Origin of the sequence: Pseudomonas sp. SG20052 (assembly GCF_031766055.1) — a bacterium.
Classification (GTDB): Bacteria; Pseudomonadota; Gammaproteobacteria; order Pseudomonadales; family Pseudomonadaceae; genus Aquipseudomonas; species Aquipseudomonas mandelii.
In genome coordinates, this window is the sequence record NZ_CP134498.1 from 6,554,246 (window position 1) to 6,576,998 (window position 22,753).

Genomic DNA, 22,753 nt, shown 5'->3' on the forward strand with positions numbered 1-22,753 from the left:
GAACGACACCGATCCCGTAGGAGCGAGGCTTGCCCGCGAAGACTGACTCAAGAACGCTACAAAACCCTACTTCTTGGAAGCGACCATCGCCATAAACGCTGGCATCGCCGCTTCCTTGTCCGCCGCAATCCGCTGCACGTTCGGGTTCTGCTCCAGTCGCTCCAACAGCGCCCTGGCCGCCGGCATCTCGGCCAGCAGATCGATATCGAACAGCTTATGCGCCACCGCACAGGCCAGTGGAACGCTGTACAGGAAGTACAAATCCGCAATGCTCAGACTGTCCCCCGCCACATAAGGGGCGAACTTGCCGTGCCTGCCCAACGCGGCAAAGCCTGCCAGCAGCTCGGTCTTGGTCTTGTCCTTGATCGCGTCCGGCACCTGCATGCCGAAAAATGCCTGGGGATAACAGGCGCGAGCCGGCAACTCGATGTACAACTCGATTTCCTTGGCCACTGCCAGCACTTGCGCCCGCTCGAACGGATCGCTCGGCAGGAGCGATATACCGTTCTGACTTTGCTCGATGAACTCGAGGATTACCGCGGTTTCGTTGATGAAACCCTGCTCGGTGCGCAAAACCGGCACCTTGCCGCGCGGACTGATGGCCAGCGAGTCCGGGCTTGTGCCGGCATAAAACGGTACTTCTTCAAACGGCACGCCCTTCTCCAGCAGCGCCAGCTTGACCATGTTGTAGTAGTTACTGACGGAAAATCCATAAAGCTTGAGCATCACAAAGCCTCCAGGCCGTGCGGGGTTGGCAGTGCCTGTTTATAGAACGCCTAAGCGATTCCTGCCAGCAGCATCACAGCGCTGAATGCAGGTAAACTGGCCGCCTTAAACTTGAGGAGCCTGCCATGAGCGAGCCAACTGATATCGATAGCGACGAAGAAGAATTCACCGAAACCACCCTGATCGAAGCCATCGAAAACCAGATCGAAAGCGACAACCCGCCCGCGGCCAAGGCCACGTTCAACAAGCTGACCCTGGTGGGTTACGAGCGCGAGGAAATCCTCAACCTGATGGCCCATGTGCTGGCGGTAGAAATCGACGCAATCCTCGAAGAAGACCGCGCGTTCAACACCGAATGGTATGAAACCGCCCTGCGTGCATTGCCAGAGTTGCCGCCGGAAAAGAAGTAACCCCGATTCCGTAGGAGCGAGGCTCGCCCGCGAAGGGTGCGCTGAAGTTTTTCCAGACAAACCGTGTCATCGTTCTTCGCGGGCAAGCCTCGCTCCTACGCACCCCGCTGGCGCACCACCCTGCGGGGAATGCATCCCGAGGCGAAAAAACCCTGTCGCGAGCACTGGACATGCCGCACGAGTGGGCTCACCTTAGGGGCGCTGTCGTCCAATTCCTAGAAAGTCTGGAGTCCTTATGTCGCTTACCCCTGAGTTGGTTGCCGAACTGGAAATCCTCGCACTCTTCAACCTGGACAGTTCCCAGGAAGGTTTGAAAATTCATCAGACCGCTGCCCCGAAAGCCATTGCTGCCGCCCAAAGACTGTTCGACAAAGAACTGATCACCCAGCCAGATGGTGGTTATCTGACCAGTCTGGGTCGTGACGCCGCGCAAAATGTGCAAACCGTTCTGACCATTCTCAACGTCCAGGAAACAGCCTGAGCATTACCGTAGCGCCCACGGAAACCCCTGCTACGGGATTTCCGCGGGCACACTTTGTGGCTTGACGTCGCCTCGCGGTAGAAATCTGGCGTCAAAAATACAAATTCAGCTTAAAAGTCCCGTGTCCGAGGCGCTAAACTGCCCCCATCCGCAGACCCCACGTCCGAGCTTCGCGAGCCGGTTTGAGCTGACATGACCCGCACCCATGAAATCCGCCCCGATCTGGACGAGGGAATCGACCGCAAGGTTCTCAGCCAGCTGCGCGCTCGCTTTCTGAAGCTCAACGAAGGCCGCATGGCCCGTGCCATGGAAGGGTTGTCGCCCCGCCAACAAACGGTGCTGACGCTGCTGCCGCTGTTTTTCCACGTGAATCACCCGCTGTTGCCAGGATATGTGTCAGGCAGCACGCCGGCCGGGCTGTCGAATTTCGAGCCTGACGCCAACGCCCTCGCCGAAGCCCAGCGCCTGACCCGATCGTTTTCCTATAAGCCACGCCACGGCAGCAATCCACCGCGACCGATCCACGGACTATTCCTGATGGGCAGTCTGGGCACCCTGGCCCAGGCCGATCAAAGCGACATGGACGTGTGGGTCTGTCACAGCCCGGACTTGAACGAGAACGAACTCGCCGAGCTGCGCAAAAAGTGCCAGTTGCTTGAGGCCTGGGCCGCCAGCCAGGGCGCCGAGGCGCATTTCTTCCTGATCGACCCGGCCCGCTTCGTGCTCGGCGAGCGCGATACGCAATTGAGTTCGGAAGACTGCGGCACGACCCAGCACTACCTGCTGCTGGATGAGTTCTACCGCACCGCAATTTGGCTGGCCGGCCGCACGCCAATCTGGTGGCTGGTGCCGGTCTACGAAGAAGCCGCCTACGACCGTTACACCCACACGCTGCTGTCCAAGCGCTTCATCCGTGCGGACGAGTCGCTGGATTTGGGGCATCTGGCCTATATCCCGCCGGGGGAATTCATCGGCGCCGGGCTCTGGCAGTTGTTCAAGGGCATCGAGTCGCCCTACAAATCCGTGCTCAAACTTCTGCTGATCGAGGTGTATGCCAGCGAACATCCCAAGGTCCATTGCTTGAGCCTGCGCTTCAAGCAGGCGGTATTCGCCAATCAACTGGACCTCGACGAGCTCGACCCCTACATCGTGGTCTACCGACGCATCGAGGAATACCTCACCGCGCGGGGCGAGCCGGAGCGCCTGGAGCTGGTACGCCGCGCGTTGTACCTGAAGGTCAACCGCAAGCTCACCGGCAGCAGTCGCACCCAGAGCTGGCAACGATCGCTGCTTGAGCGCCTGGCTCACGAATGGCACTGGGATCAGCGGCAGCTGGCGCTGCTCGACAGCCGCAGCCAATGGAAAGTCCGCCAGGTCAGCACCGAACGCCGAGCCCTGGTCAATGAACTGAACTACAGCTACCGCTTCCTGACCCAGTTCGCCCGCAACGAGCAAACCGCCAGCCTGATCAACAAACGCGACCTCAACGTGCTGGGTCGGCGGCTGTATGCAGCCTTTGAGCGCAAAGCGGGCAAAGTCGAGTTCATCAACCCCGGCATCGCTCCGGACCTGGCCGAAGACACCCTGACCCTGGTGCAGGCGCCCAACAAGAAAGAACCCGGGCAAACCCAGTGGGGCTTATACAACGGCAGCCTGGCAGCCCACGAGTGGGAACATTTCGCGCCAATCAAGCGCAGCCGCCAATTGCTGGAGCTGCTGACCTGGTGCCACCGCAACGGCGTGATCGACAGCAGCACCCGCCTCGCCTTGCACCCAGGCACCAGCGATTTGAGCGAGTTCGAACTGTTCAACCTGCTCGGCAGCCTGCAACAAAGCATCGCCCTGCCGTTGGCGACGGTTGCCGAAGAGCCCTTGCTGCGCGCCAGTGTGCCGAGTGAAGTGCTGATTCTGGTAAACGTCGGCGTCGATCCGCTCAAGCACCATCGCGACCTGAATATCCTGATGACCACCGAGCGCACCGACTCCCTGAGCTACGCCGGTGTCCGGGAAAACCTGGTGCTGACCCTGGACCAGGTCACGCTCAACAGCTGGAACGAAGTGCTGGTCAACCGCTACGACGGCCCCCACGCCCTGCTCGACTGCCTGCGCGATTACCTCAACAACTTGCCGAACGGTCCGCAACAACCCCGTTTGAGGGTGCGTTGTTTCTGCCACAACCGGGCGCAATTCATTGCTCGGCGGGTCGAAGAGGTCCTCGATACGGCGCAGAACCTGCTGCTGAGCCAGCTCAATCATCGCTACCTGCTACAGGTCCAGCAGCATTACCACGTGCTGGAGTTGGTGCCCGGCCAGGTCAATCACGTCACCCTCGCCACGCTGCCGGCGCTGTTCGATTACCTGGGCGAAGAACTGGCGAGCTACAGCCCGCTGCACTTGGACCCGATGGCACTGGAAGACCACGACCTGGCGCTGATCCTGCCCATGGGCCAGCCCGAATGCATTCAAGTGTTCTACCGAATCACCGAACAGCAGGCGGAGCTGTACGTACTGGATGAATTCAATGCCCTGTGGCAGCAGCGCTTGCCCTATCACGACGAACAAAGCCTGCTGGTGCCGCTGCAACGGTTCCTGCAATCAATCCAGTACCGACGCGACGCGTTGCTGCCGATGAACGCCGCCCAGCCCCTGAACCTCGACACGTTGTATTACCAGCTATTGCCGTCAGGTCCTGGCCGGGCGCGGCGCGTCGAAGCCCGGCCGGCGCCGCAAACCCCGATCAATAAACCGTTCTACGACGTGCAGGCGATCATCGGCAAAGCCGCGCCGGGACAGGTGCAGGTCACGTTGTATTGCAATCAGCGGGAATTTTCAGAGCTGGAGTATGGCGACCTATTGTTCAGCGTGGTCGCCCAGGAGATCGTCGAGCAGCGCCGGGAAATCGAGCGCTATCGCTGCTACATCACCGACCTGGACTTGTCGGGCCTGCTCGGTGATGGTCAGGGTTCAAGTAATTTGTACTTGCGCTACAAGGCCGACCTGGAGCGCGCGTTGAATGAGGCGCTCGAGCAGGTCTAAGCGGTTTACTCCGGAAAATGACCGCCCCCGGCCGGCTGGGATTCAACTTCCAGCAGGGTCAGTTTGAGGGTTTTGCCGCCTGGTGCTGGCCAGTCGATGTGCTGGCCAACTTTAAGGCCGAGCAGCGCGCTGCCGACCGGCGCCAGAATGGAAATCTTGCCTTCGTCGGCGTTGGCGTCCTTGGGATAAACCAGGGTCAGGTGATAGTCCTTGCCACTGCCTTCTTCGCGGCAATGCACACGGGAATTCATGGTGACGACATCGGCGGGCACTTCTTCGTGACCGACCACGGTATCGGCGCGATCCAGTTCGGTTTGCAGCGCAATGACGCCCGGCAGCGTGTCATCCAGGCTGTCGATCAGGCGCTCCAGACGTTGCACGTCCAGACGAGTAAGGGTGATGGAAGGTGTGGTCATGATTGAGGCAGACTCCTTTCTTCTGCACAAAAAAAGCAAAACCCCGCCAGAAAAAGGCGGGGTTTTCACGAGCCTCGATGGGTTGAGGCGTTTCTGGACACTATCACAGCTCAATAAATATACAAGTGAGCGGCGACCACGCACCTGCGCTGACATTTTTGAGAGAGGCTTGCCTGTGGCGAGGGAGCTTGCTCCCGTTCGGCTGCGCAGCAGTCGTAAGCTTTTTGGGGCCGCTTCGCAGCCCAGCGGGAGCAAGCTCCCTCGCCACAAAAGCTCTTATGCCAAGGCTTTGCGCTGGACTGCCTGGGCGCAAATAACCCGGCGACGATCATCATCCGCCGAGCGCCATTCGCGGATGTCTTCGACATGGCGAAAACAGCCGAGGCAGACCTTCTGTTCGTCCAGCCGACACACACCGCTGCACGGCGAAGGCACGGCCGGGCTGACATTGCTGTAGAGCGGTTTGGGCGGACGAACGGGCGCAGGCTGGGTCACGGTCTCACAGGCCTTCGAAATCGAGCTCGACGTCAGCTTGCTGCTTGACGATGCGCTCAAGCATCTCGCCCAATTGTTCTTCACTCTTGTCGCACATCCAGCGCTCGCTCTCTTCGTCGTAATCGAAGTGGAAACCACCGGACACGGCCGCAAGCCACAGCTGACGCAGGGGTTCCTGGCGGCTGAAGATCAACTGGCTGCCGTTTTCGAACTTGACGGTGAGCACACCGGCCGAGCTCTCCAGATCGATATCCAGGCCACTATCGTCAAAAATATCCTCCAGCGTCTGCTGGGTGGCATCGACCAGGTCATGGAAACGGGCTTCGGTCAAACTCATTACGGCAACCTCAAAAAGTGTCTGTTCACGCTCAAGCGCCGCAAGATACGGGCGAGCCCCGGTGATTGCAAAGGATAACGACCCACGGTGATCACGAAACCTGTGGGAGCGAGCCTGCTCGAGAAGGGCCCATCATATTCAACATCAATGTTGACTGACACTACGCCTTCGCGAGCAGGCTCGCTTGTATGGTAGGACTTGAAGGGAGGAGGAGGGACAAGGCTCGATTCTGACTGTTGACGCAGTACAGACTGTGGGAGATTTCGCCCCTCCTCCTTTCACCCAAGCGCCGATAAAGAATGCATCTGGCTAGACCGACGATAGGAACAAGCCTGCGCCTCTGGGTGAGCCCTTCAAGTGCTCAAACCTTATCTCGGAGGAAATCCTATGGCAATGCCGGTCTCTCTATCAAAACCGATCGTGGGCGTGGATGTCGCCAAGAATGAACTGGTGATTTATCAGGCTGATAACGATTTGCTTAAAGAGATTCCCAACACTAAAACATCCATCAAGCAGTGGCTGAATACGTTGCCGGGGACGGTGGCTATTGCCATTGAGGCGACCAACATCTATCACCTGGACTTTGCTGATCTGGCCTATGAGGCCGGATGTGCGATTTACATGGTGGGAGGCTATGAACTCAAACATTATCGCGAAGGCGTGAAAATCCGCGCCAAAACCGACGCGCTGGACGCCAAGTTGCTGGCCCGTTACCTGAAGAACGAAGCCGAGGAGTTGCGCCCCTGGACCCCTCCATCACCGCTGTACCGCCAGCTCCTGAGCCTCTTCCGCCGCCGGGCTGCCTTGGTCCAGGCTAGGGTTGGCCTGGTGCAGAGTTGGTCGAATGAGCCGCTGCTGAAAGCGGCTTTTGCAGAACAAGTGAAGTCCATGCAGCAGCTTGAAACGCTGATCGAAAAGACGATCAACGATCAGCTCAAAGAAGCCGGTTTACTCGGTCAACTGAAACGTTGCCTGAAAGTTGAAGGCATTGGATTTTTGACTGGGGCTCGCTTGATAACTGCATTTCAGCGCGGGGATTTTAGAAACGCGGATGCGTTTATCGCCTTCCTGGGCATGGATTTACGGGTGTCTAAATCAGGACAGAAGGACGGTCGCCGCAGTTTGACCAAGCGCGGTGACCCCGAGGCCCGCCGGCTTCTGCACAATGCAGCGATGTCGGCTAGCCGTACGAAAGCCTGGAAAGGGTTTTACGAAGCCCAAAGAGCCCGGGGCTTCAGCACTACTGAGGCGCTGGTGATGCTGGCTCGCAAGCTTGCGCGGGTGGCATTCGCCTTGCTGAAAGGGCAGAGCGAATATCAGTCAAAGGTCAGTTGAGGGTTTCCCCTCAACCATAGAATCTCCCACAGGGATTGCGCCCGGCTGACCAGCATCGTGCCAAGCCCCGCCGGACGGGAGCCCCGTCGCATAGGCAAGCTGACGGGTGGCCGGTATACTCCGGCGCAATTAATGCATTTTCAAGGATTTCGCCATGAAGCGCCTGATCTCTTCCCTTGCTGCGCTCGTCGCGGTTGCCTGCCTTGTGTCGGCCTGTGGTCAAAAAGGCCCGCTGTATCTGCCCGACGATTCCCAGGATCCCGCCGAGCAGGCTCAGTCCTCGCAAAAGCAGCCGTCCAAAGCACACAAGCACGACGTCTACCAATAAGGGAACGCCATGGACGCTTTTAATTACCGTGGCGGGGAGCTGTTTGCCGAAGGTGTGGCCCTGTCGGCCATCGCCGAACGTTTCGGCACACCGACCTACGTCTACTCCCGCGCGCACATCGAAGCCCAGTACCTGGCATACGCCGATGCGCTGGTCGGCATGCCGCACCTGGTCTGCTTTGCGGTCAAGGCCAACTCCAACCTGGGTGTACTGAATGTCCTGGCCCGTCTTGGCGCCGGTTTTGACATCGTCTCCCGTGGCGAGCTGGAACGCGTACTGGCCGCCGGCGGCAGCGCCGACAAGATCGTTTTCTCCGGTGTCGGCAAGACCCGTGACGACATGCGTCGCGCCCTGGAAGTTGGCGTCCATTGCTTCAACGTCGAATCCACCGATGAGCTGGAGCGTCTGCAAGTGGTCGCCGCCGAGCTGGGTGTTCGCGCACCGATCTCGCTACGTGTGAACCCGGACGTCGATGCCGGCACGCACCCGTACATTTCCACCGGTCTCAAAGAGAACAAGTTCGGCATCGCCATCGCCGACGCCGAAGACGTGTACATCCGCGCCGCCCAGTTGCCCAACCTGGAAGTGGTCGGCGTCGATTGCCACATCGGTTCGCAACTGACCACCCTGCCGCCGTTCATCGACGCCCTCGACCGCCTGCTGGGCCTGGTCGACCGCCTCGGCGATTGCGGGATCTACCTGCGCCACATCGATCTCGGTGGCGGTTTGGGCGTGCGTTATCGCGATGAAGAGCCGCCATTGGCTGCCGACTACATCAAAGCCGTGCGCGAGCGTCTCGACGGTCGCGACCTGGCGCTGGTGTTCGAGCCGGGCCGTTTCATCGTCGCCAACGCCGGCGTGCTGCTGACCCAGGTCGAGTACCTCAAGCACACCGAACACAAAGACTTCGCCATCGTCGACGCGGCCATGAACGACCTGATCCGTCCGGCGCTGTACCAGGCCTGGATGGATGTCACCGCCGTGCGCCCGCGCACTGCAGCGGCGCGCGCCTACGACATCGTCGGCCCGATCTGCGAGACCGGCGACTTCCTGGCCAAGGATCGTGAACTGGCCCTGGAAGAAGGCGATCTGTTGGCCGTGCATTCGGCCGGCGCCTATGGGTTTGTCATGAGTTCCAACTACAACACCCGCGGCCGTGCCGCTGAAGTGTTGGTGGACGGTGATCAGGCATTTGAAGTGCGTCGCCGTGAGACGGTAGCCGAGTTGTTTGCTGGCGAAAGCCTGCTGCCGGAGTAATCCCATGCTGCTGCGTTTTACCAAGATGCACGGCCTGGGCAACGACTTCATGGTCCTCGACCTGGTCAGCCAGCACGCGCACATCCTGCCCAAGCACGCCAAGCAATGGGGCGATCGGCACACCGGCATCGGTTTCGACCAGTTGCTGATCGTCGAAGCGCCGAGCAACCCGGACGTGGACTTCCGCTACCGGATCTTCAACTCCGATGGTTCCGAAGTGGAACAGTGCGGCAACGGTGCGCGCTGTTTCGCCCGCTTCGTGCTCGACAAACGCCTGACCGCCAAGCGGCAGATTCGCGTCGAGACCAAAAGCGGCATCATCGAACTGGATATCCGCAGCGACGGCCAGATTGGTGTCAACATGGGCGCACCGCGTCTGGTACCGACCGAGATTCCATTCGACGCGCCAGAACAGGCCTTGAGTTATAAGCTCGATGTCGAGGGTACGACCGTCGAACTGGCCGCCGTGTCCATGGGAAACCCCCATGCCGTGTTGCGGGTCAGCGACATCAACAACGCACCGGTGCATGAACTGGGACCGAAAATCGAACACCACCCGCGCTTCCCGGCGCGGGTCAACGTCGGTTTTCTCCAGGTCATCGACCGGAACCGTGCGCAGTTGCGCGTCTGGGAACGTGGCGCCGGGGAAACCCAGGCCTGCGGCACCGGCGCCTGCGCTGCCGCAGTGGCCGCGATCAGCCAGGGGTGGATGGATTCGCCGCTATTGATCGACCTGCCCGGCGGGCGTCTGTCCATTGAATGGGCAGGCCCTGGCCATCCGGTCATGATGACCGGCCCGGCAGTCCGCGTTTATGAAGGACAAGTGCGTCTTTGAGAGAGTCGAATCCATGAAAGATAAGCCCCAGGTTCCCGCCCCACAGCCCGACGAATCCCCTTCCGAAAGCCTTGAGGCGGCGGCGATTGCCGCGTACCTGGAGGCTCATCCGGATTTCTTCGTCGAGCACGAAGAACTGCTCCCGGCCTTGCGCATTCCGCACCAGCGCGGCGATACCGTCTCGCTGGTCGAACGCCAGATGAAGATCCTGCGCGACCGCAACATTGAGTTGCGTCATCGCCTCTCGCATTTGATGGACGTGGCCCGCGACAACGACCGCCTCTTCGACAAAACCCGCCGCCTGATTCTGGCGCTGATGGATGCCAGCAGCTTGGAAGACGTGGTGATCAGCGTCGAAGACAGTCTGCGCCAGGACTTCCAGGTGCCTTTTGTCAGCCTGATCCTGCTGGGTGACAACCCGATGCCGGTGGGCCGCTGGGTCACCCATGCCGACGCGCAAACGGCCATTGGCGGCTTGCTCTCGGAAGACAAAAGCGTCAGCGGCAGCCTGCGCGATCACGAACTGGACTTCCTGTTCGGCGAAGAACAGCGCAAACAGATCGGCTCCACCGCCGTTGTCGCCATCAGCCATCAAGGCATCCACGGCGTCCTGGCCATCGCCAGTCGCGACCCGCAACACTACAAAAGCTCGGTCGGTACGCTGTTCCTGAGCTACATCGCCGAAGTCATGGGTCGCGTGCTGCCTCGGGTCAACAGTTCCCTGCGCTCGGTACGCTGACCATGGAACGGCAACTGGACGCTTACTGCGAACACCTGCGCAGTGAGCGGCAGGTGTCGCCCCACACGCTGCACGCCTACCGCCGCGATCTCGACAAAGTGCTGGGCTGGTGCGTCAAACAGAACATCAGCAGCTGGGCCGCGCTGGACATTCAGCGTCTGCGCAGCCTGATCGCGCGCCTGCATTCCCAGGGTCAATCTTCGCGCAGCCTGGCGCGACTGCTGTCGGCCGTCCGTGGGCTCTATCATTATTTGAACCGCGAAGGTCTTTGCGATCACGACCCGGCCAACGGCCTGGCACCGCCCAAGGGCGAAAGACGGCTGCCGAAAACCCTCGATACCGACCGCGCGCTGCAACTGCTTGAAGGCGCGGTGGAGGATGACTTCCTGGCACGTCGGGATCAGGCGATTCTGGAGCTGTTCTATTCCTCGGGTTTGCGCCTTTCGGAGCTGACCGGGCTTAATATGGATCAGCTGGATCTGGCCGACGGCATGGTTCAGGTACTCGGCAAGGGCAGCAAGACTCGCCTGCTGCCGGTCGGCAAAAAAGCGCGTGAAGCCCTGGAACTGTGGCTGCCGTTGCGGGCCATGACTAACCCGGCGGACGATGCGGTGTTCGTCAGCCAGCAAGGTCGGCGCCTTGGCCCCCGGGCGATTCAGTTGCGGGTCAAAGCTGCTGGTGAGCGCGAGCTGGGGCAGAACCTGCACCCGCACATGTTGCGGCATTCCTTTGCCAGCCATTTGCTGGAATCCTCGCAGGACCTGCGCGCCGTACAGGAATTGCTCGGCCACTCGGACATCAAGACCACCCAGATCTACACCCACCTGGACTTCCAGCACCTGGCCACGGTCTACGACAGCGCCCATCCACGGGCCAAACGCATTAAAGGCGATGATTCATGACCATCCAATTGATCACCTTCGACCTCGACGACACCCTGTGGGACACCGCCCCGGTGATCGTCAGCGCCGAAGCCATACTGCGTGAATGGCTGACCGAGCACGCACCGAACCTGGGCGCGCTGCCGGTGGACCATTTGTGGGCTATTCGGGAACGGGTCCTGACCCTCGAACCGAGCCTCAAACACCGTATCAGCGCGCTGCGACGCCGGGTGTTGTTCCATGCGCTGGAAGAGGCCGGATACGACCACGGCGAGGCTTCGGACCTGGCCGACAAGAGTTTTGAAGTGTTTCTGCATGCCCGGCACCAGATCGAAGTGTTTCCCGACGTCGAGCCGACGCTGGAAACCCTGGCCAAGCATTACGCCCTGGGTGTGCTCACCAATGGCAACGCCGATGTGCGCCGGCTGGGGCTGGCCGATTACTTCAAGTTTGCGTTGTGCGCCGAAGACATCGGCATCGCCAAGCCCGATGCGCGCCTGTTTCATGAGGCATTGCAACGGGGCGGTGCGACGGCGGAGACGGCGGTGCATATCGGCGATCATCCGGGGGATGACATTGCCGGGGCGCAGCAGGCGGGGTTGCGGGCGATCTGGTTTAACCCGGCGCGCAAGGCCTGGGAAGCCGAGAAGGCACCGGATGCCGAGATTCGCAGTTTGACCGAGTTGCCGGCGTTGCTGGCTCGGTGGAATTCCCAGCACCAATCCTGAGATCACCGATATTCCCTTGTAGGAGTGAGCCTGCTCGCGATTGCGGTGTGACATTCAGCATTTATGTTGCCTGACACACCGCAATCGCGAGCAGGCTCACTCCTACAGGGGATCGCCGCAGGCCCAGAGCTTTTTACCGCCCATGAAAAAGCCCGCAGCGACGGCGGGCCTTTTCAGCAAGCCAATAGCAGACGCTTAGATAGGCCGGCTGCCGTACTTGTTGTCAGGCTTCTTGGGCGGATCGGCGACCACATTGGCCTCCACTTCCTGCACCTTGCCGCCCCGTGCCAGAAACTCTTCCATGGCCTTGGCCAGGGCGTCGCGTTCCTTGTTCTTGGCTTCGACGCTCGGCAGCTCATCGACCGATACCGCAGCCTTGGCTTTGCCTTTGGCGGTCGGAACGGGCGTTTCACCGCCGTCGTCTTCAGCGACGTCTTCGGCCGCTGCTTCCAGACCTTCTTCGGTTTCGTCGTCGTCGCCTACTTCGAGGTCGTCGTTTTCCAGATCATCGTCGCTCATGTTCTACCTCATGACTTGCGAAAAGCAGATTAGTTATAGCCCAGCTTCACCGTCTGTCGACAGCCGCCGGAAAAATTCAATAACCGCTGGTGACCAGCGGTTCATGCCTCTTCACCGTGCACGGTGGCGAGGACTTTACGGGCACCGCCAAAATCACGGTGCTCGCCCAGATAAACACCTTGCCAGGTCCCCAGCGCCAGTCGGCCTGCCGAAATCGGCAAACTGAGCTGACAGCCAAGCACGCTGGCCTTGAAGTGCGCCGGGAGGTCGTCCAGGCCTTCGTCGTTATGCTCATAGCCGTCTGTTCCTTGTGGGATCAGACGATTGAAAAATCGTTCGAAGTCGCGACGTACCGCCGGATCGGCGTTCTCGTTGATGGTCAACGACGCCGAGGTATGCTGCAGCCACAAATGCAACAGACCGACCCGGCACGCCTTGAGTTCAGGCAGGCCGGCGAGTAACTCGTCCGTTACCAGATGAAAGCCCCGGGGCCGTGCCCGCAGGGTAATCAGAGTCTGTTGCCACATACAGTTCTCCGCACGTTCGGGGCGCATTCTAGCGCGCTCTGGGAAAAAACAAAGGCCCTAATATTCCTTCAATCATGTAAGCCATTGGCCGCAGAAAAACGCCCGTCGTAAACGCCACCAAACGTGTACGAAAAAACCTTTCAGCAGTCTCTTCACTGACAAACGCCAGACAAAAAAATGCCCGGCAAGCCGGGCAAGTTTTTTATGCGCGTGCTTACAAGTTGTAGCCGCGTTCGTTGTGGAGTGCCAGGTCGATGCCGACGGCCTCTTCTTCTTCCGTGATACGCAGACCCATGACAGCGTCCAGTACCTTGAGAATGATGTAGGTGACGATCGCGGTGTAGATCACCGTGAAGCCCACGCCTTTGCACTGAATCCAGACTTGAGCGGCGATGTCGGTGACGGTGCCGAAGCCACCCAGGGACGGTGCGGCGAACACACCGGTCAGGATCGCGCCGAGGATACCGCCGATGCCGTGCACACCGAAGGCGTCCAGGGAATCGTCATAACCGAGTTTGCGTTTCAGGGTGGTGGCGCAGAAGAAGCACACCACGCCCGCTGCCAGGCCGATGACCAGCGCGCCCATCGGGCCCACGGTGCCAGCGGCCGGGGTGATGGCGACCAGACCGGCCACAACACCCGAAGCGATACCCAGTGCACTTGGTTTGCCGTGAGTGATCCACTCGGCGAACATCCAGCCCAGTGCAGCGGCGGCGGTTGCGATCTGGGTCACCAGCATTGCCATACCGGCCGTGCCGTTGGCCGCAGCGGCGGAACCGGCGTTGAAACCGAACCAGCCGACCCACAGCATCGCGGCGCCCATCAGGGTGTAACCGAGGTTGTGCGGTGCCATCGGGGTGGTCGGGAAGCCTTTGCGCTTGCCGAGCACGATGCACGCAACCAGACCGGCCACACCGGCGTTGATGTGCACCACGGTGCCGCCCGCGAAGTCGAGCACACCCCAATCCCACATCAGGCCGCCGTTGCCGGACCAGACCATGTGCGCAATCGGTGCGTAAACCAAGGTGAACCACACGCCCATGAAGATCAGCATGGCGGAGAACTTCATCCGCTCGGCGAAGGCACCGACGATCAGCGCAGGGGTGATGATGGCGAAGGTCATCTGGAAGGTGATGAACACCGCCTCAGGGAACAGCGCCGCAGGACCGGTCAGGCTCGACGGCGTGACACCGGCGAGGAATGCCTTGCCCATGCCACCGAAGAACGAGTTGAAGTTGACGACGCCCTGCTCCATGCCGGTGGTGTCGAACGCGATGCTGTAGCCATAAATGACCCACAGAATGCTGATCAGACCGGTAATGGCGAAGCACTGCATCATCACGGAAAGAATGTTTTTGGAGCGAACCATGCCGCCGTAGAACAGGGCGAGGCCGGGAATGGTCATGAACAGCACGAGGGCTGTCGAGGTCATCATCCAGGCGGTATCGCCGGAGTTGAGGACTGGGGCCGCCACTTCGTCTGCCGCCATAGCCAGGCTGGGCATTACGAGGGACAACAGGGCTCCTAGCCCTGCGAATTTACGCAGAGTCATATTGTTTTCTCCTGGGGCGTTGGGTTTGTGGCGGCGTTTAAATCGCGTCGGTATCGGTTTCGCCGGTACGGATGCGAATCGCCTGTTCCAGATTGACCACGAAGATCTTGCCGTCACCGATCTTGCCGGTGTTGGCGGCCTTGGTTATCGCCTCGATAACCCGGTCCAGATCCTTGTCGTCAATGGCGACATCGATCTTTACCTTAGGCAGGAAATCGACCACGTATTCCGCGCCGCGATACAGCTCGGTGTGACCCTTCTGCCGACCGAAGCCTTTGACTTCAGTAACGGTAATGCCCTGCACGCCGATCTCGGACAGCGACTCGCGCACGTCGTCCAGTTTGAACGGCTTGATGATGGCAGTGACTAGCTTCATGAAAACTCTCTCCCGAATTGGTGGACTTGCCCCAGGAAAACAAACCCGACTCAAGTCTAAGCGCAGTGCCTGGCTTTGTAACGCATCGTCGACCTTACCTGCCCGTCCGACGCCAGCTAACCGCTCCTCACGAAACAACTCCCCGTTCCGCTTGGCGCACTGCATTCGTCACAGCGACTGCATCAGTGCATGGGTTACGACTGACTAAGCAGAAAGCTTGCCATCTCGCCAAAACCCACTGAATTCAACCCCTTGACCGCTGCCAACAGCCCCTTTCCTCAATCGGCCCCACGGTTACGCACAACAACAGTGCGCAGCCGTCTGTCCACATGCGCGAAAAGCGTGCATCCCTGCTGACGGAATTGACTATAGACACTGCGTGATACACTGCCCGCCATTGTTGACAGGACATTTCCCATGCTCGCACCCAAAGATTTCCTCGACGCCCTGAGCGGCACCGCCTCCCGCCTCTTCAGCGGCGAAACCCCATTGCCGAAAAGCGAAATCGAAAGCCAGTTCAAGGCGTTGTTGCAGAGCGGCTTCAGCAAGCTGGACCTGGTGAGCCGGGAAGAGTTTGATAGCCAGATGGTTGTGCTGGCGCGGACCCGGGCACGGCTGGAAAGCCTCGAAGCGAAGGTTGCGGAGCTGGAAGCGAAGCTGAATCCGCCTGCCGAGTAACCCTGCTGACAACGCAACCCCCTGTGGGAGCGAGCCTGCTCGCGATTAGAGTCACCTCGGTCTACCAGCCTTCCCACACTGGCCAGACCAACCCTGTAGGACCTGTCAAAGGCTGCAATCTTCTGATCTGCCGCCCCGCCACCATCTCGGCAACGTCCTACAAAGATCACCACCGCCGTCCGATAGCGCCGTGAAGCCCAGGCTCCTAAGCTCATTCTCAGCTGAATATTCAGCACTGGGTTTGGCGACCTGGAAGCTTAAGGCGTACGACGACCATCTCTCGAGTCATGGCGGCTGTGCGTGGGAGACCTTCGGGTCTGCCGGGTTCCTTTTGCTCCGGTTCGCCAACCCGCGTACAGCTGCCACCCAATTGTTTGGCGACGATTGACGGCAGCCTCTTTAGCAAAAGGAGCTGTATTAATGAGTTGCGATAACGCTTATCTAGTCCCTCACGTCTTCACCCGCCACAAACTCCACCTCCACGCGCTTTTGATCGAAAACCAGCCTTGGTTCAGCGCCCGAGACCTGGGCCGTCTGCTTCGCCTTTTCCTCGACGAACGCGCCGTCCGAAAACTCGATCCCGATCAACATCAATCCGCGCGAGTCGTCATCCACGGCACCCTCGAAAACACCCTGCTAATCAGCGAATCCGGCGTCTACGCCCTGCTTATCTACCACTACTGCCCCGAATACCGAGGCCTGCGCGAATGGCTGACCCACAACGTAGTGCCAGCCCTCAGAGACGCCCAACAACCGACGTCAAGCGAACGCCCGGTCCTGAGTCTGTTGAACTGGCCGGAGATGTCGCTGAGTTTGCTGCACTGGAATAACCAGCCGTGGATTCGGTTGCAGGATGTTCCGCAGATGCTTGCGGAGGGTGAACGGGCGCAACGGACGGTCAATGCGCCTTGGTGGAAGCGTGCTTCGCGGATCTTGCAATCGCTTTAAGTATTTAAAGCCCTACCACGTTCGATTCCAGCTTCCCGCAAATCGTAAGTCGCTTGCAGGTTCAGCCAGAACTCGGGCGTGGTGTTCAGGTGACCAGATAGCTTCTTCGCCAGACCCGCACTGACACCGACCTGCTGACTCACAACATCGCCTATTTCCGCCTCTGGCTCGTTCAGCAATCGAGCCAAAGCCGCGGTTGCAATATCCAGCGGCTTCAAAAACTCTTCGCTGAGAATTTCACCTGGATGAATCGGGCGCATTCCATTCCTTTTCATTCGCGTCTTCTACGGCTGTTTCAGCGAGATCATAAGCAGCAACCTTCTGATCGCAAGACCATCCACGCTCTTTCACCGTCGTCCTTCAACTTTTTAGGCACGGTCCTACAAAAAGCAGCTCTCCAGCCTGATTTAATAGTTCGCACCCGCTCCTCTACGCTTTCCGCCAAACAAACATCCAATCCCAGGAGGTTCTAATGAGCCCGAAAAAGCGAAAGGCGAAGCTCTTACAAATTGCCGAGTTTCACGCCGAAGCACGTCGCTTGGCTGGAAGTTTATCGGCCAATCAACGACGCTTTATTGAAGTCGCCATCGCGTATGGCAAAGAACTTGAGCCAAGCGGTTGGTTGGCCGGTGGACGAAGCTGAATTTTTTCGAGATAGAAACCGTCTAGTGGCGGTTTTTTTGTACCTCGCCGATGCTCTTGTTCTTAGCCGTAACATCCCGCGAAAGTTTGCTCGCGTAACCGCCCCACCAATTTCCTCTCCCCGTCTACCCTTAAAAAACCCGCAGGAAGCGGCCTCTCGTTTAGCTCAAGGAACGACCATGTCCCTCTCCATCGTCCACAGCCGCGCCCAGATTGGCGTGGATGCGCCCGCCGTCACCGTCGAAGTCCATCTGGCCAATGGCTTGCCGTCCCTGACGATGGTCGGTTTGCCCGAAGCGGCAGTGAAGGAAAGCAAGGACCGGGTGCGTAGCGCGATCATCAATTCAGGCCTGCAATTTCCGGCGCGGCGCATCACGCTGAATCTCGCGCCTGCGGACTTACCTAAAGATGGTGGACGGTTTGATCTGGCGATCGCCTTGGGGATTCTGTCCGCCAGCGTGCAGGTGCCGACATTGACACTGGATGACATTGAATGCCTGGGAGAACTGGCACTGTCAGGCGCGGTACGTGCCGTGAGAGGCGTATTGCCGGCTGCGCTGGCCGCACGCAAGGCCGGGCGGTCGCTGATGGTGCCGCGGGAGAATGCCGAAGAAGCCTGCCTGGCGTCGGGATTGAAGGTGTTTGCAGTGGATCACCTGCTGGAAGCCGTTGCGCACTTCAATGGACATACGCCGGTTGAACCCTACGTTTCCAATGGCTTGCTCTACGCCAGCAAACCCTATCCGGACTTGAATGAAGTGCAGGGGCAAATCTCGGCCAAGCGCGCCTTGCTGATTGCGGCGGCTGGGGCTCATAACCTGCTATTTAGCGGACCGCCGGGGACGGGGAAAACGTTGTTGGCGAGTCGTTTGCCGGGTTTGCTTCCACCGCTCGCCGAAAACGAGGCGCTGGAAGTCGCAGCCATTCAATCCGTCACCAGTTGCGTGCCCTTGAGCCATTGGCCGCAACGACCGTTCCGCCAGCCCCATCACTCGGCTTCCGGCCCTGCATTGGTGGGCGGTGGTTCTAAACCACAACCCGGCGAAATCACCCTAGCCCACCATGGCGTGCTGTTCCTCGACGAACTGCCGGAGTTCGATCGCAAGGTGCTGGAGGTTTTAAGGGAGCCGCTGGAGTCCGGCCACATCGTAATTTCCCGCGCCAAGGACCGCGTGAGGTTTCCGGCCCGCTTTCAATTGGTGGCCGCGATGAACCCCTGCCCCTGTGGATATCTCGGCGAACCCAGTGGCAAATGCAGCTGTACACCGGACATGGTCCAGCGTTACCGAAACAAACTGTCAGGACCGCTGCTGGATCGCATCGACCTGCATCTGACCGTCGCGCGGGAAGCCACGGCGTTGAATCCTGCGCTCAAACCCGGTGATGACACCGCCACTGCTGCGGAACTGGTCGCCGCCGCCCGGGAGCGTCAAAACAAACGCCAAGGTTGTGCCAACGCATTCCTTGATTTGCCGGGCCTGCGTCGACACTGCGAGTTATCCACAACCGATGAAGCCTGGCTGGAAACCGCCTGCGAGCGTTTGACCTTGTCACTCCGGTCGGCCCACCGCCTGCTAAAGGTAGCCCGTACATTGGCAGATCTTGAACAGGTAAATGCAATTACACGCGAGCATTTGGCGGAAGCGCTGCAATACCGACCGGCCTCAGCGTAATCGATGACTATCACAGCAAATCATTCAGATAATATTCAGAGAGAGCGTCAGTAATACATGAAGTTATTAAGAAGTCATTGGATCAGATTCGTCTATTGCCTGATAAGCATTGCTATCGTATGGGCGGCGCTATTGCAGCAGGAAATTGTTGTTGGCTCTCCGACAACCCTGAACAACTTTTCCTACATTGGCACAGTCATTACGATCGTCGCGCTAATCATTTCAATATCCGAAGTTCTGCACAGTGTTCGTTACTCACGCAGCATCAGTGCTGAAGCCAACAGAATACTCAAGGACGCAAAAGCTGTAGAAGGCGCCTCGGCCGTCAGTGAATGCCTTGCGACGCTCAATGAAGCAGCAGGTTATGTGGACACCGAAAACTATCCATTGGCGCTGAAGTGCTATCAGCATTTCAGGATTCTGTTTGCCAAAATACCCGGTACAGGTCAGGAGTTCGAAAGGATTGACAATATCCTTGGAGAAACTGAAATCACCATCAGAAAAGGGGTTTTCGCGACGGCAAACGCTCCGCTCGAAAAGCCGATCAGAATCCTTCTTCACCACAATCTTGAAAACATCAAAGAAAACCTCGAAAAGGTTAACCCGGCCAGAGGGCGTCAATATGCTACCGCCTAGATTTCTCGATTTCATCAAAGCACTCACCGCGAGAACGGAGAGAGGCGAATTCTCCTGGAGTTATGACGACAACAACTCGTTTGTGAAACTCAAGGAAAATGACTTTTCTCTTTCATTGCGTTACAGCTTCAACGCCGACGAGAAATATGCGGAGTACGTTATCTATTACATCGACGAGATCGGAAATAAGGAGCATCGGTTTTATACCAACCAAACCTGGAACGACTGCGATTTCATCCGGCGTCTGTTTGATGCGGCACAAGCGTCAGAAATGAGACTTCCTTTTTAGCCTTTTGATGAGCGGTGAACACAGACTTCCACTGCTCATCTCGAAAGGCCGCTTACTCTTTGGTCAAATCCACCAGCGGCGCCTGCCTTACCTCAGTCTCCCGCCCACCTTGAATCTCACTCACACGCTTCAACGCCTTATCCACAGCCCCCTTATCTGCCAACAAGCTGTAATGGATTTGAAACTGCCTCTGCTCTTTAACGCCAATCATCGGCACCAAACCAATCGGCCGCTGATACCGACGGTTGTAAGAAAAACTCGTCCCCGGTTCCAACCCGGTCACATACCCCTGCCCTTGCGTATCCGTGTTCTTCCACAACGAAAACACCGGCAACTGCTGCGTATTGAACCCCACCGACACCCCAAGGCTCCCGGCCTTGTTATGCAACACAGTCAACGTATCGCCCTTGGCATCGCCATAAGGCACGACGTTGTAAACCGTCTCGTCGTAGTCCTTGGTCGGTGCACGGTAAGTCTGCCAATCCGGCAAATCCCCTTTGGCCTTGTCGTTGAACGGAGACACCTGTTTCACCGGCGCCGCAAAACGCGCGCCCTGCTCCAGGAATGGCGTGCTGAAGTTGCTGTGGTACAGCGCCTGGTATTCCTTCGGGTAGTCGCCGTTGTTGGTCAACGTGTCGTTCAGGGCGAACGCTACGCTGCCGGGCTCAGTGACCAACTCAGTCACCACCGAGAAATCGACTTTTTTGAACGCCTGCTCTTTCAGCTCGCCGCGCAGGCTGATGGCGTAAGGCGGTTTTTCGTCGATGTGCAGGGTGACTTTGCTGGCCGGGATGTTGGCGGCGCGGCCATGCAGGGTCAGCAGTTCGCCGTTGTCGATGCCGGGATGGCCGACCCATTCGTAGCCGCAGCGAGCCACCAGTTCGTTGAAGCCTTCGAGCCAGCCCAGTCCGCCGCGGCCGTTGAGTTCGATGAAGGACGGATTGACCACGTCCTTGACCGGAGAGTCCCAGCCCATGCGTACATCACCGACCGATGCTTGCAACACGTTCATGCCGCGAGTGGGCACCACCGAGAGTTTCATTGTGCCGTTATCGATGTCGACGATGCTGACGCCCTCTTGCCGGCCGCCGTGCAAGGTGCGCAGGGTCACGGAGAAGGGTTTGTCGGTTTTGACACCGAGTTGCTGGCTGGTGATCTGCCAGTTCTGGGCAGCCTTGTCACTGTCGAGCAGGACGTAGTCCCAAGCCATGGCGTGGGAGGCGGACAGCGCGCCAAGGGCAACGACTAATTTGAGCGGGGTCATGGGGAAGCCTTTCTTGGAGTTGTGCATTTTTTATAGCGCTGATGAAACGATTCAGCAAGCTTAAAAAAGCGGACGTCCGAGTCTTCCCAAATCAATTCACATTGCCCCCATGCAACCTCCGCACGCTTACGCTAGTCTCATACGGTTTTGGACCTCTGCTGATTGACGGCGACATCATTATGACATTAAGGTCGCCAGCTTAATGCAGGAGCAGGAACAGACGCCTTTGTCTGTCATTTTTGCGCAACGGAACATATGGAGTTTGAATGCGCGGGGCATTATTACGCAGCGGTAAGAGCGGGTCATTCACAGCCCTGGGCGAAACAGGTCAACCGGTTTATCGGGCTGCCCTGCAATTGCGCGAAGCCATTCGCCGCAAGAACCCCGACATGGTCGACCACCTGGCCATTCCTCAAAGCGATGAACTCGGCAACCAGATCGATTGGTACAGCGGTATCGAAGGCGATGTGATCCCGTGGAGCAGTGCGACCGAAGAAGAACGCGCTCCGGCCCGTCGCCAACTTGAAGCCCTAAAGACTGCGCTCGATGAGTTGAGCCAGCGTTTCCTGGGCACGGACCCGGCCGAACAGCAGCAAGGCGACAAAGCCGTGTTCGGCAAGCTGCTCAAGCGCGTCATTCATTTCCCTGACGAAAATTTCGTCTACCTGGTGCAAGGCAAGCCGGTGCTGACCTTCTGGGGTTTCGAGCACGCCGGTACCGGTAATCGCGATCCCCTGCACTGCCTTTATCAGGTTCCGCCCGTCTTCACGCTGCCACCCGTGGTTGAAGAACCGGTGGTGGCGCCCGTCGTGCCCGTGGTAGCTCGTCCGTGGTGGCGTCGCTGGTGGTGGCTGTTGCTGCTGCCGCTCCTGTTGCTGCTGTTGTGGCTGTTGCTCGGCCTGCGCGGTTGCGTACCGATTCCATTGGTGGCGGTGGACTTGCTGCCCGAGGGCATCGTGCCGGTGGAAAATCAGCTGGAAGAGCCACAACTGACCGGCAATGTCACAACGCTGAATGGCGTTCCCGTGACCGGCACGGTCGCTGGTTCCACCACAGGCACCGCCGTGACCGGCACCCAAGGCGCGGAAGCCCCGGCGCTCGCTGGCAACGAAGCTGACGCCGCGACTGCCGGCATCACGCAAGACCCGGCCGCCGAATCCCCAACCGCGCCTACCGCGCCACCCGACGCCGAAGCCAAAACCGAGGTGCCGGCCGTCACACCACCCGACGCACAAAAATCCGCCGCCGCAGCCGCAACCACAAAACCGGGCCCGGCCTTGAGCATTCCGCCTGACGCCGCCGACGGTGCCGCCAAGTTCCTCGACGGTCAGTACCGCGCCGGTGCCGGCATTCAGGATCGCCGGACCGGCAAGCCGCTGCGCCTGGAATACCAGCTCAAGGACGGTAAGGGCGAAGTCACCGTACACCAGGCCGACGGCACGAAATGCAGCGGGCCGGTGAGCGCTACCATGAAAGGCGGCAGCCTCGCCATCGACAGCCAGGGCCAGGCCGTGTGCGGCGATGGCAGCACTTACGACATGCCCAAGGTCAACTGCCGCAAAGGGGCGACCACGGTCGCGGACTGCACCGGCGGTTACGGAAAAGATCAATTCCCCATGTCCATGCGGCAAATGGGCGAATAAGA

26 protein-coding genes are annotated in these 22,753 nt (G+C 59.1%); 16 read left to right on the top strand and 10 right to left on the bottom strand.

Annotated elements, in window-relative coordinates:
- Positions 1-66 precede the first annotated feature (66 nt).
- Positions 67-726, bottom strand: coding sequence for a glutathione S-transferase family protein (locus RHP74_RS30165; RefSeq protein WP_288111040.1), 660 nt, complete (start codon positions 724-726; stop codon positions 67-69).
- A 125-nt stretch (positions 727-851) separates the two neighbouring features.
- Between RHP74_RS30165 and RHP74_RS30170 the strand changes: the two genes are divergently transcribed.
- From RHP74_RS30170 to RHP74_RS30180, 3 genes are all read left to right on the top strand, one after another.
- Positions 852-1,136, top strand: coding sequence for a hypothetical protein (locus RHP74_RS30170; protein ID WP_010465083.1), 285 nt, complete (start codon positions 852-854; stop codon positions 1,134-1,136).
- A gap of 235 nt (positions 1,137-1,371) precedes the next feature.
- Positions 1,372-1,617 carry a TIGR02647 family protein gene (locus tag RHP74_RS30175; protein ID WP_010465085.1) on the top strand — a complete coding sequence of 82 codons (246 nt, stop codon included), beginning with the start codon at positions 1,372-1,374 and terminating at the stop codon, positions 1,615-1,617.
- Between the two features lie 192 nt (positions 1,618-1,809).
- Complete coding sequence (locus RHP74_RS30180; RefSeq protein ID WP_311096869.1) at positions 1,810-4,653, top strand: class I adenylate cyclase; 2,844 nt, start codon at positions 1,810-1,812, stop codon at positions 4,651-4,653.
- Positions 4,654-4,658: 5 nt separating this feature from the next.
- On the opposite strand, the gene rnk is transcribed toward RHP74_RS30180, so the two are convergent.
- From rnk to cyaY, 3 genes are all read right to left on the bottom strand, one after another.
- A complete protein-coding gene (gene rnk / locus RHP74_RS30185; protein ID WP_010465090.1) occupies positions 4,659-5,069 on the bottom strand; it encodes a nucleoside diphosphate kinase regulator in 411 nt (136 codons plus the stop codon).
- 276 nt (positions 5,070-5,345) lie between these two features.
- Positions 5,346-5,564: a DUF1289 domain-containing protein gene (locus RHP74_RS30190; RefSeq protein ID WP_010465092.1), complete on the bottom strand. Its 219-nt coding sequence runs from the start codon at positions 5,562-5,564 to the stop codon at positions 5,346-5,348.
- Positions 5,565-5,568: 4 nt separating this feature from the next.
- The gene (gene cyaY, locus RHP74_RS30195) at positions 5,569-5,901 is read right to left on the bottom strand and encodes an iron donor protein CyaY (RefSeq protein WP_010465094.1); all 333 of its coding nucleotides are present in this window, start codon (positions 5,899-5,901) and stop codon (positions 5,569-5,571) included.
- 387 nt (positions 5,902-6,288) lie between these two features.
- Here cyaY and RHP74_RS30200 point away from each other — a divergent pair, with 387 nt between their 5' ends.
- From RHP74_RS30200 to RHP74_RS30230, 7 genes are all read left to right on the top strand, one after another.
- On the top strand, positions 6,289-7,236 hold the full coding sequence (locus RHP74_RS30200) for an IS110 family transposase (protein ID WP_042932411.1): 948 nt from the start codon (positions 6,289-6,291) through the stop codon (positions 7,234-7,236).
- A gap of 154 nt (positions 7,237-7,390) precedes the next feature.
- The gene (gene lptM / locus RHP74_RS30205) at positions 7,391-7,564 is read left to right on the top strand and encodes an LPS translocon maturation chaperone LptM (RefSeq protein ID WP_010465096.1); all 174 of its coding nucleotides are present in this window, start codon (positions 7,391-7,393) and stop codon (positions 7,562-7,564) included.
- 9 nt (positions 7,565-7,573) lie between these two features.
- On the top strand, positions 7,574-8,821 hold the full coding sequence (lysA, locus tag RHP74_RS30210) for a diaminopimelate decarboxylase (RefSeq protein ID WP_010465097.1): 1,248 nt from the start codon (positions 7,574-7,576) through the stop codon (positions 8,819-8,821).
- 4 nt (positions 8,822-8,825) lie between these two features.
- The gene (dapF, locus tag RHP74_RS30215; protein WP_010465099.1) at positions 8,826-9,656 is read left to right on the top strand and encodes a diaminopimelate epimerase; all 831 of its coding nucleotides are present in this window, start codon (positions 8,826-8,828) and stop codon (positions 9,654-9,656) included.
- Between the two features lie 13 nt (positions 9,657-9,669).
- Entirely contained in the window at positions 9,670-10,395 is a 726-nt protein-coding gene (locus RHP74_RS30220) for a DUF484 family protein (protein WP_010465101.1), read from the top strand.
- Positions 10,396-10,397: 2 nt separating this feature from the next.
- Entirely contained in the window at positions 10,398-11,297 is a 900-nt protein-coding gene (gene xerC, locus RHP74_RS30225; RefSeq protein ID WP_010465103.1) for a tyrosine recombinase XerC, read from the top strand.
- Positions 11,294-12,004, top strand: coding sequence for an HAD family hydrolase (locus RHP74_RS30230; protein ID WP_311096870.1), 711 nt, complete (start codon positions 11,294-11,296; stop codon positions 12,002-12,004). Before xerC ends, RHP74_RS30230 begins: the two co-directional genes overlap by 4 nt.
- 195 nt (positions 12,005-12,199) lie before the next feature.
- Here RHP74_RS30230 and sutA read toward each other — a convergent pair whose 3' ends face one another.
- The 4 genes from sutA to glnK form a co-directional block, all read right to left on the bottom strand.
- Positions 12,200-12,523, bottom strand: coding sequence for a transcriptional regulator SutA (gene sutA, locus RHP74_RS30235; RefSeq protein WP_010465107.1), 324 nt, complete (start codon positions 12,521-12,523; stop codon positions 12,200-12,202).
- A gap of 101 nt (positions 12,524-12,624) precedes the next feature.
- Positions 12,625-13,050 carry a secondary thiamine-phosphate synthase enzyme YjbQ gene (locus RHP74_RS30240; protein WP_008030499.1) on the bottom strand — a complete coding sequence of 142 codons (426 nt, stop codon included), beginning with the start codon at positions 13,048-13,050 and terminating at the stop codon, positions 12,625-12,627.
- A gap of 214 nt (positions 13,051-13,264) precedes the next feature.
- On the bottom strand, positions 13,265-14,602 hold the full coding sequence (locus RHP74_RS30245) for an ammonium transporter (RefSeq protein WP_010465110.1): 1,338 nt from the start codon (positions 14,600-14,602) through the stop codon (positions 13,265-13,267).
- Between the two features lie 37 nt (positions 14,603-14,639).
- A complete protein-coding gene (glnK, locus tag RHP74_RS30250; RefSeq protein WP_002555808.1) occupies positions 14,640-14,978 on the bottom strand; it encodes a P-II family nitrogen regulator in 339 nt (112 codons plus the stop codon).
- Positions 14,979-15,395: 417 nt separating this feature from the next.
- On the opposite strand from glnK, the gene RHP74_RS30255 reads away from it, so the two are divergent.
- Both RHP74_RS30255 and RHP74_RS30260 read left to right on the top strand, forming a co-directional pair.
- Entirely contained in the window at positions 15,396-15,656 is a 261-nt protein-coding gene (locus RHP74_RS30255; RefSeq protein ID WP_010465113.1) for an accessory factor UbiK family protein, read from the top strand.
- Positions 15,657-16,076: 420 nt separating this feature from the next.
- The gene (locus RHP74_RS30260) at positions 16,077-16,604 is read left to right on the top strand and encodes a Bro-N domain-containing protein (protein ID WP_145306588.1); all 528 of its coding nucleotides are present in this window, start codon (positions 16,077-16,079) and stop codon (positions 16,602-16,604) included.
- Here RHP74_RS30260 and RHP74_RS30265 read toward each other — a convergent pair.
- A complete protein-coding gene (locus tag RHP74_RS30265) occupies positions 16,601-16,879 on the bottom strand; it encodes a HigA family addiction module antitoxin (protein ID WP_311096871.1) in 279 nt (92 codons plus the stop codon). The genes RHP74_RS30260 and RHP74_RS30265 overlap by 4 nt on opposite strands.
- A 197-nt stretch (positions 16,880-17,076) precedes the next feature.
- Between RHP74_RS30265 and RHP74_RS30270 the strand changes: the two genes are divergently transcribed.
- The 3 genes from RHP74_RS30270 to RHP74_RS30280 all read left to right on the top strand — a co-directional run bounded on the left by RHP74_RS30270 (position 17,077) and on the right by RHP74_RS30280 (position 19,555).
- Positions 17,077-17,247, top strand: coding sequence for a hypothetical protein (locus RHP74_RS30270; RefSeq protein WP_311096872.1), 171 nt, complete (start codon positions 17,077-17,079; stop codon positions 17,245-17,247).
- A 178-nt stretch (positions 17,248-17,425) separates the two neighbouring features.
- Positions 17,426-18,919, top strand: coding sequence for a YifB family Mg chelatase-like AAA ATPase (locus RHP74_RS30275; RefSeq protein ID WP_311096873.1), 1,494 nt, complete (start codon positions 17,426-17,428; stop codon positions 18,917-18,919).
- A gap of 57 nt (positions 18,920-18,976) precedes the next feature.
- Positions 18,977-19,555 carry a hypothetical protein gene (locus RHP74_RS30280; protein WP_083375476.1) on the top strand — a complete coding sequence of 193 codons (579 nt, stop codon included), beginning with the start codon at positions 18,977-18,979 and terminating at the stop codon, positions 19,553-19,555.
- 341 nt (positions 19,556-19,896) lie between these two features.
- Here the strand turns inward: RHP74_RS30280 and RHP74_RS30285 are convergent, their stop codons facing one another.
- Positions 19,897-21,108: an aldose 1-epimerase family protein gene (locus RHP74_RS30285; protein WP_077748592.1), complete on the bottom strand. Its 1,212-nt coding sequence runs from the start codon at positions 21,106-21,108 to the stop codon at positions 19,897-19,899.
- A gap of 266 nt (positions 21,109-21,374) precedes the next feature.
- Between RHP74_RS30285 and RHP74_RS30290 the strand changes: the two genes are divergently transcribed.
- The gene (locus RHP74_RS30290; protein ID WP_311096874.1) at positions 21,375-22,751 is read left to right on the top strand and encodes an SrfA family protein; all 1,377 of its coding nucleotides are present in this window, start codon (positions 21,375-21,377) and stop codon (positions 22,749-22,751) included.
- Positions 22,752-22,753 lie beyond the last annotated feature (2 nt).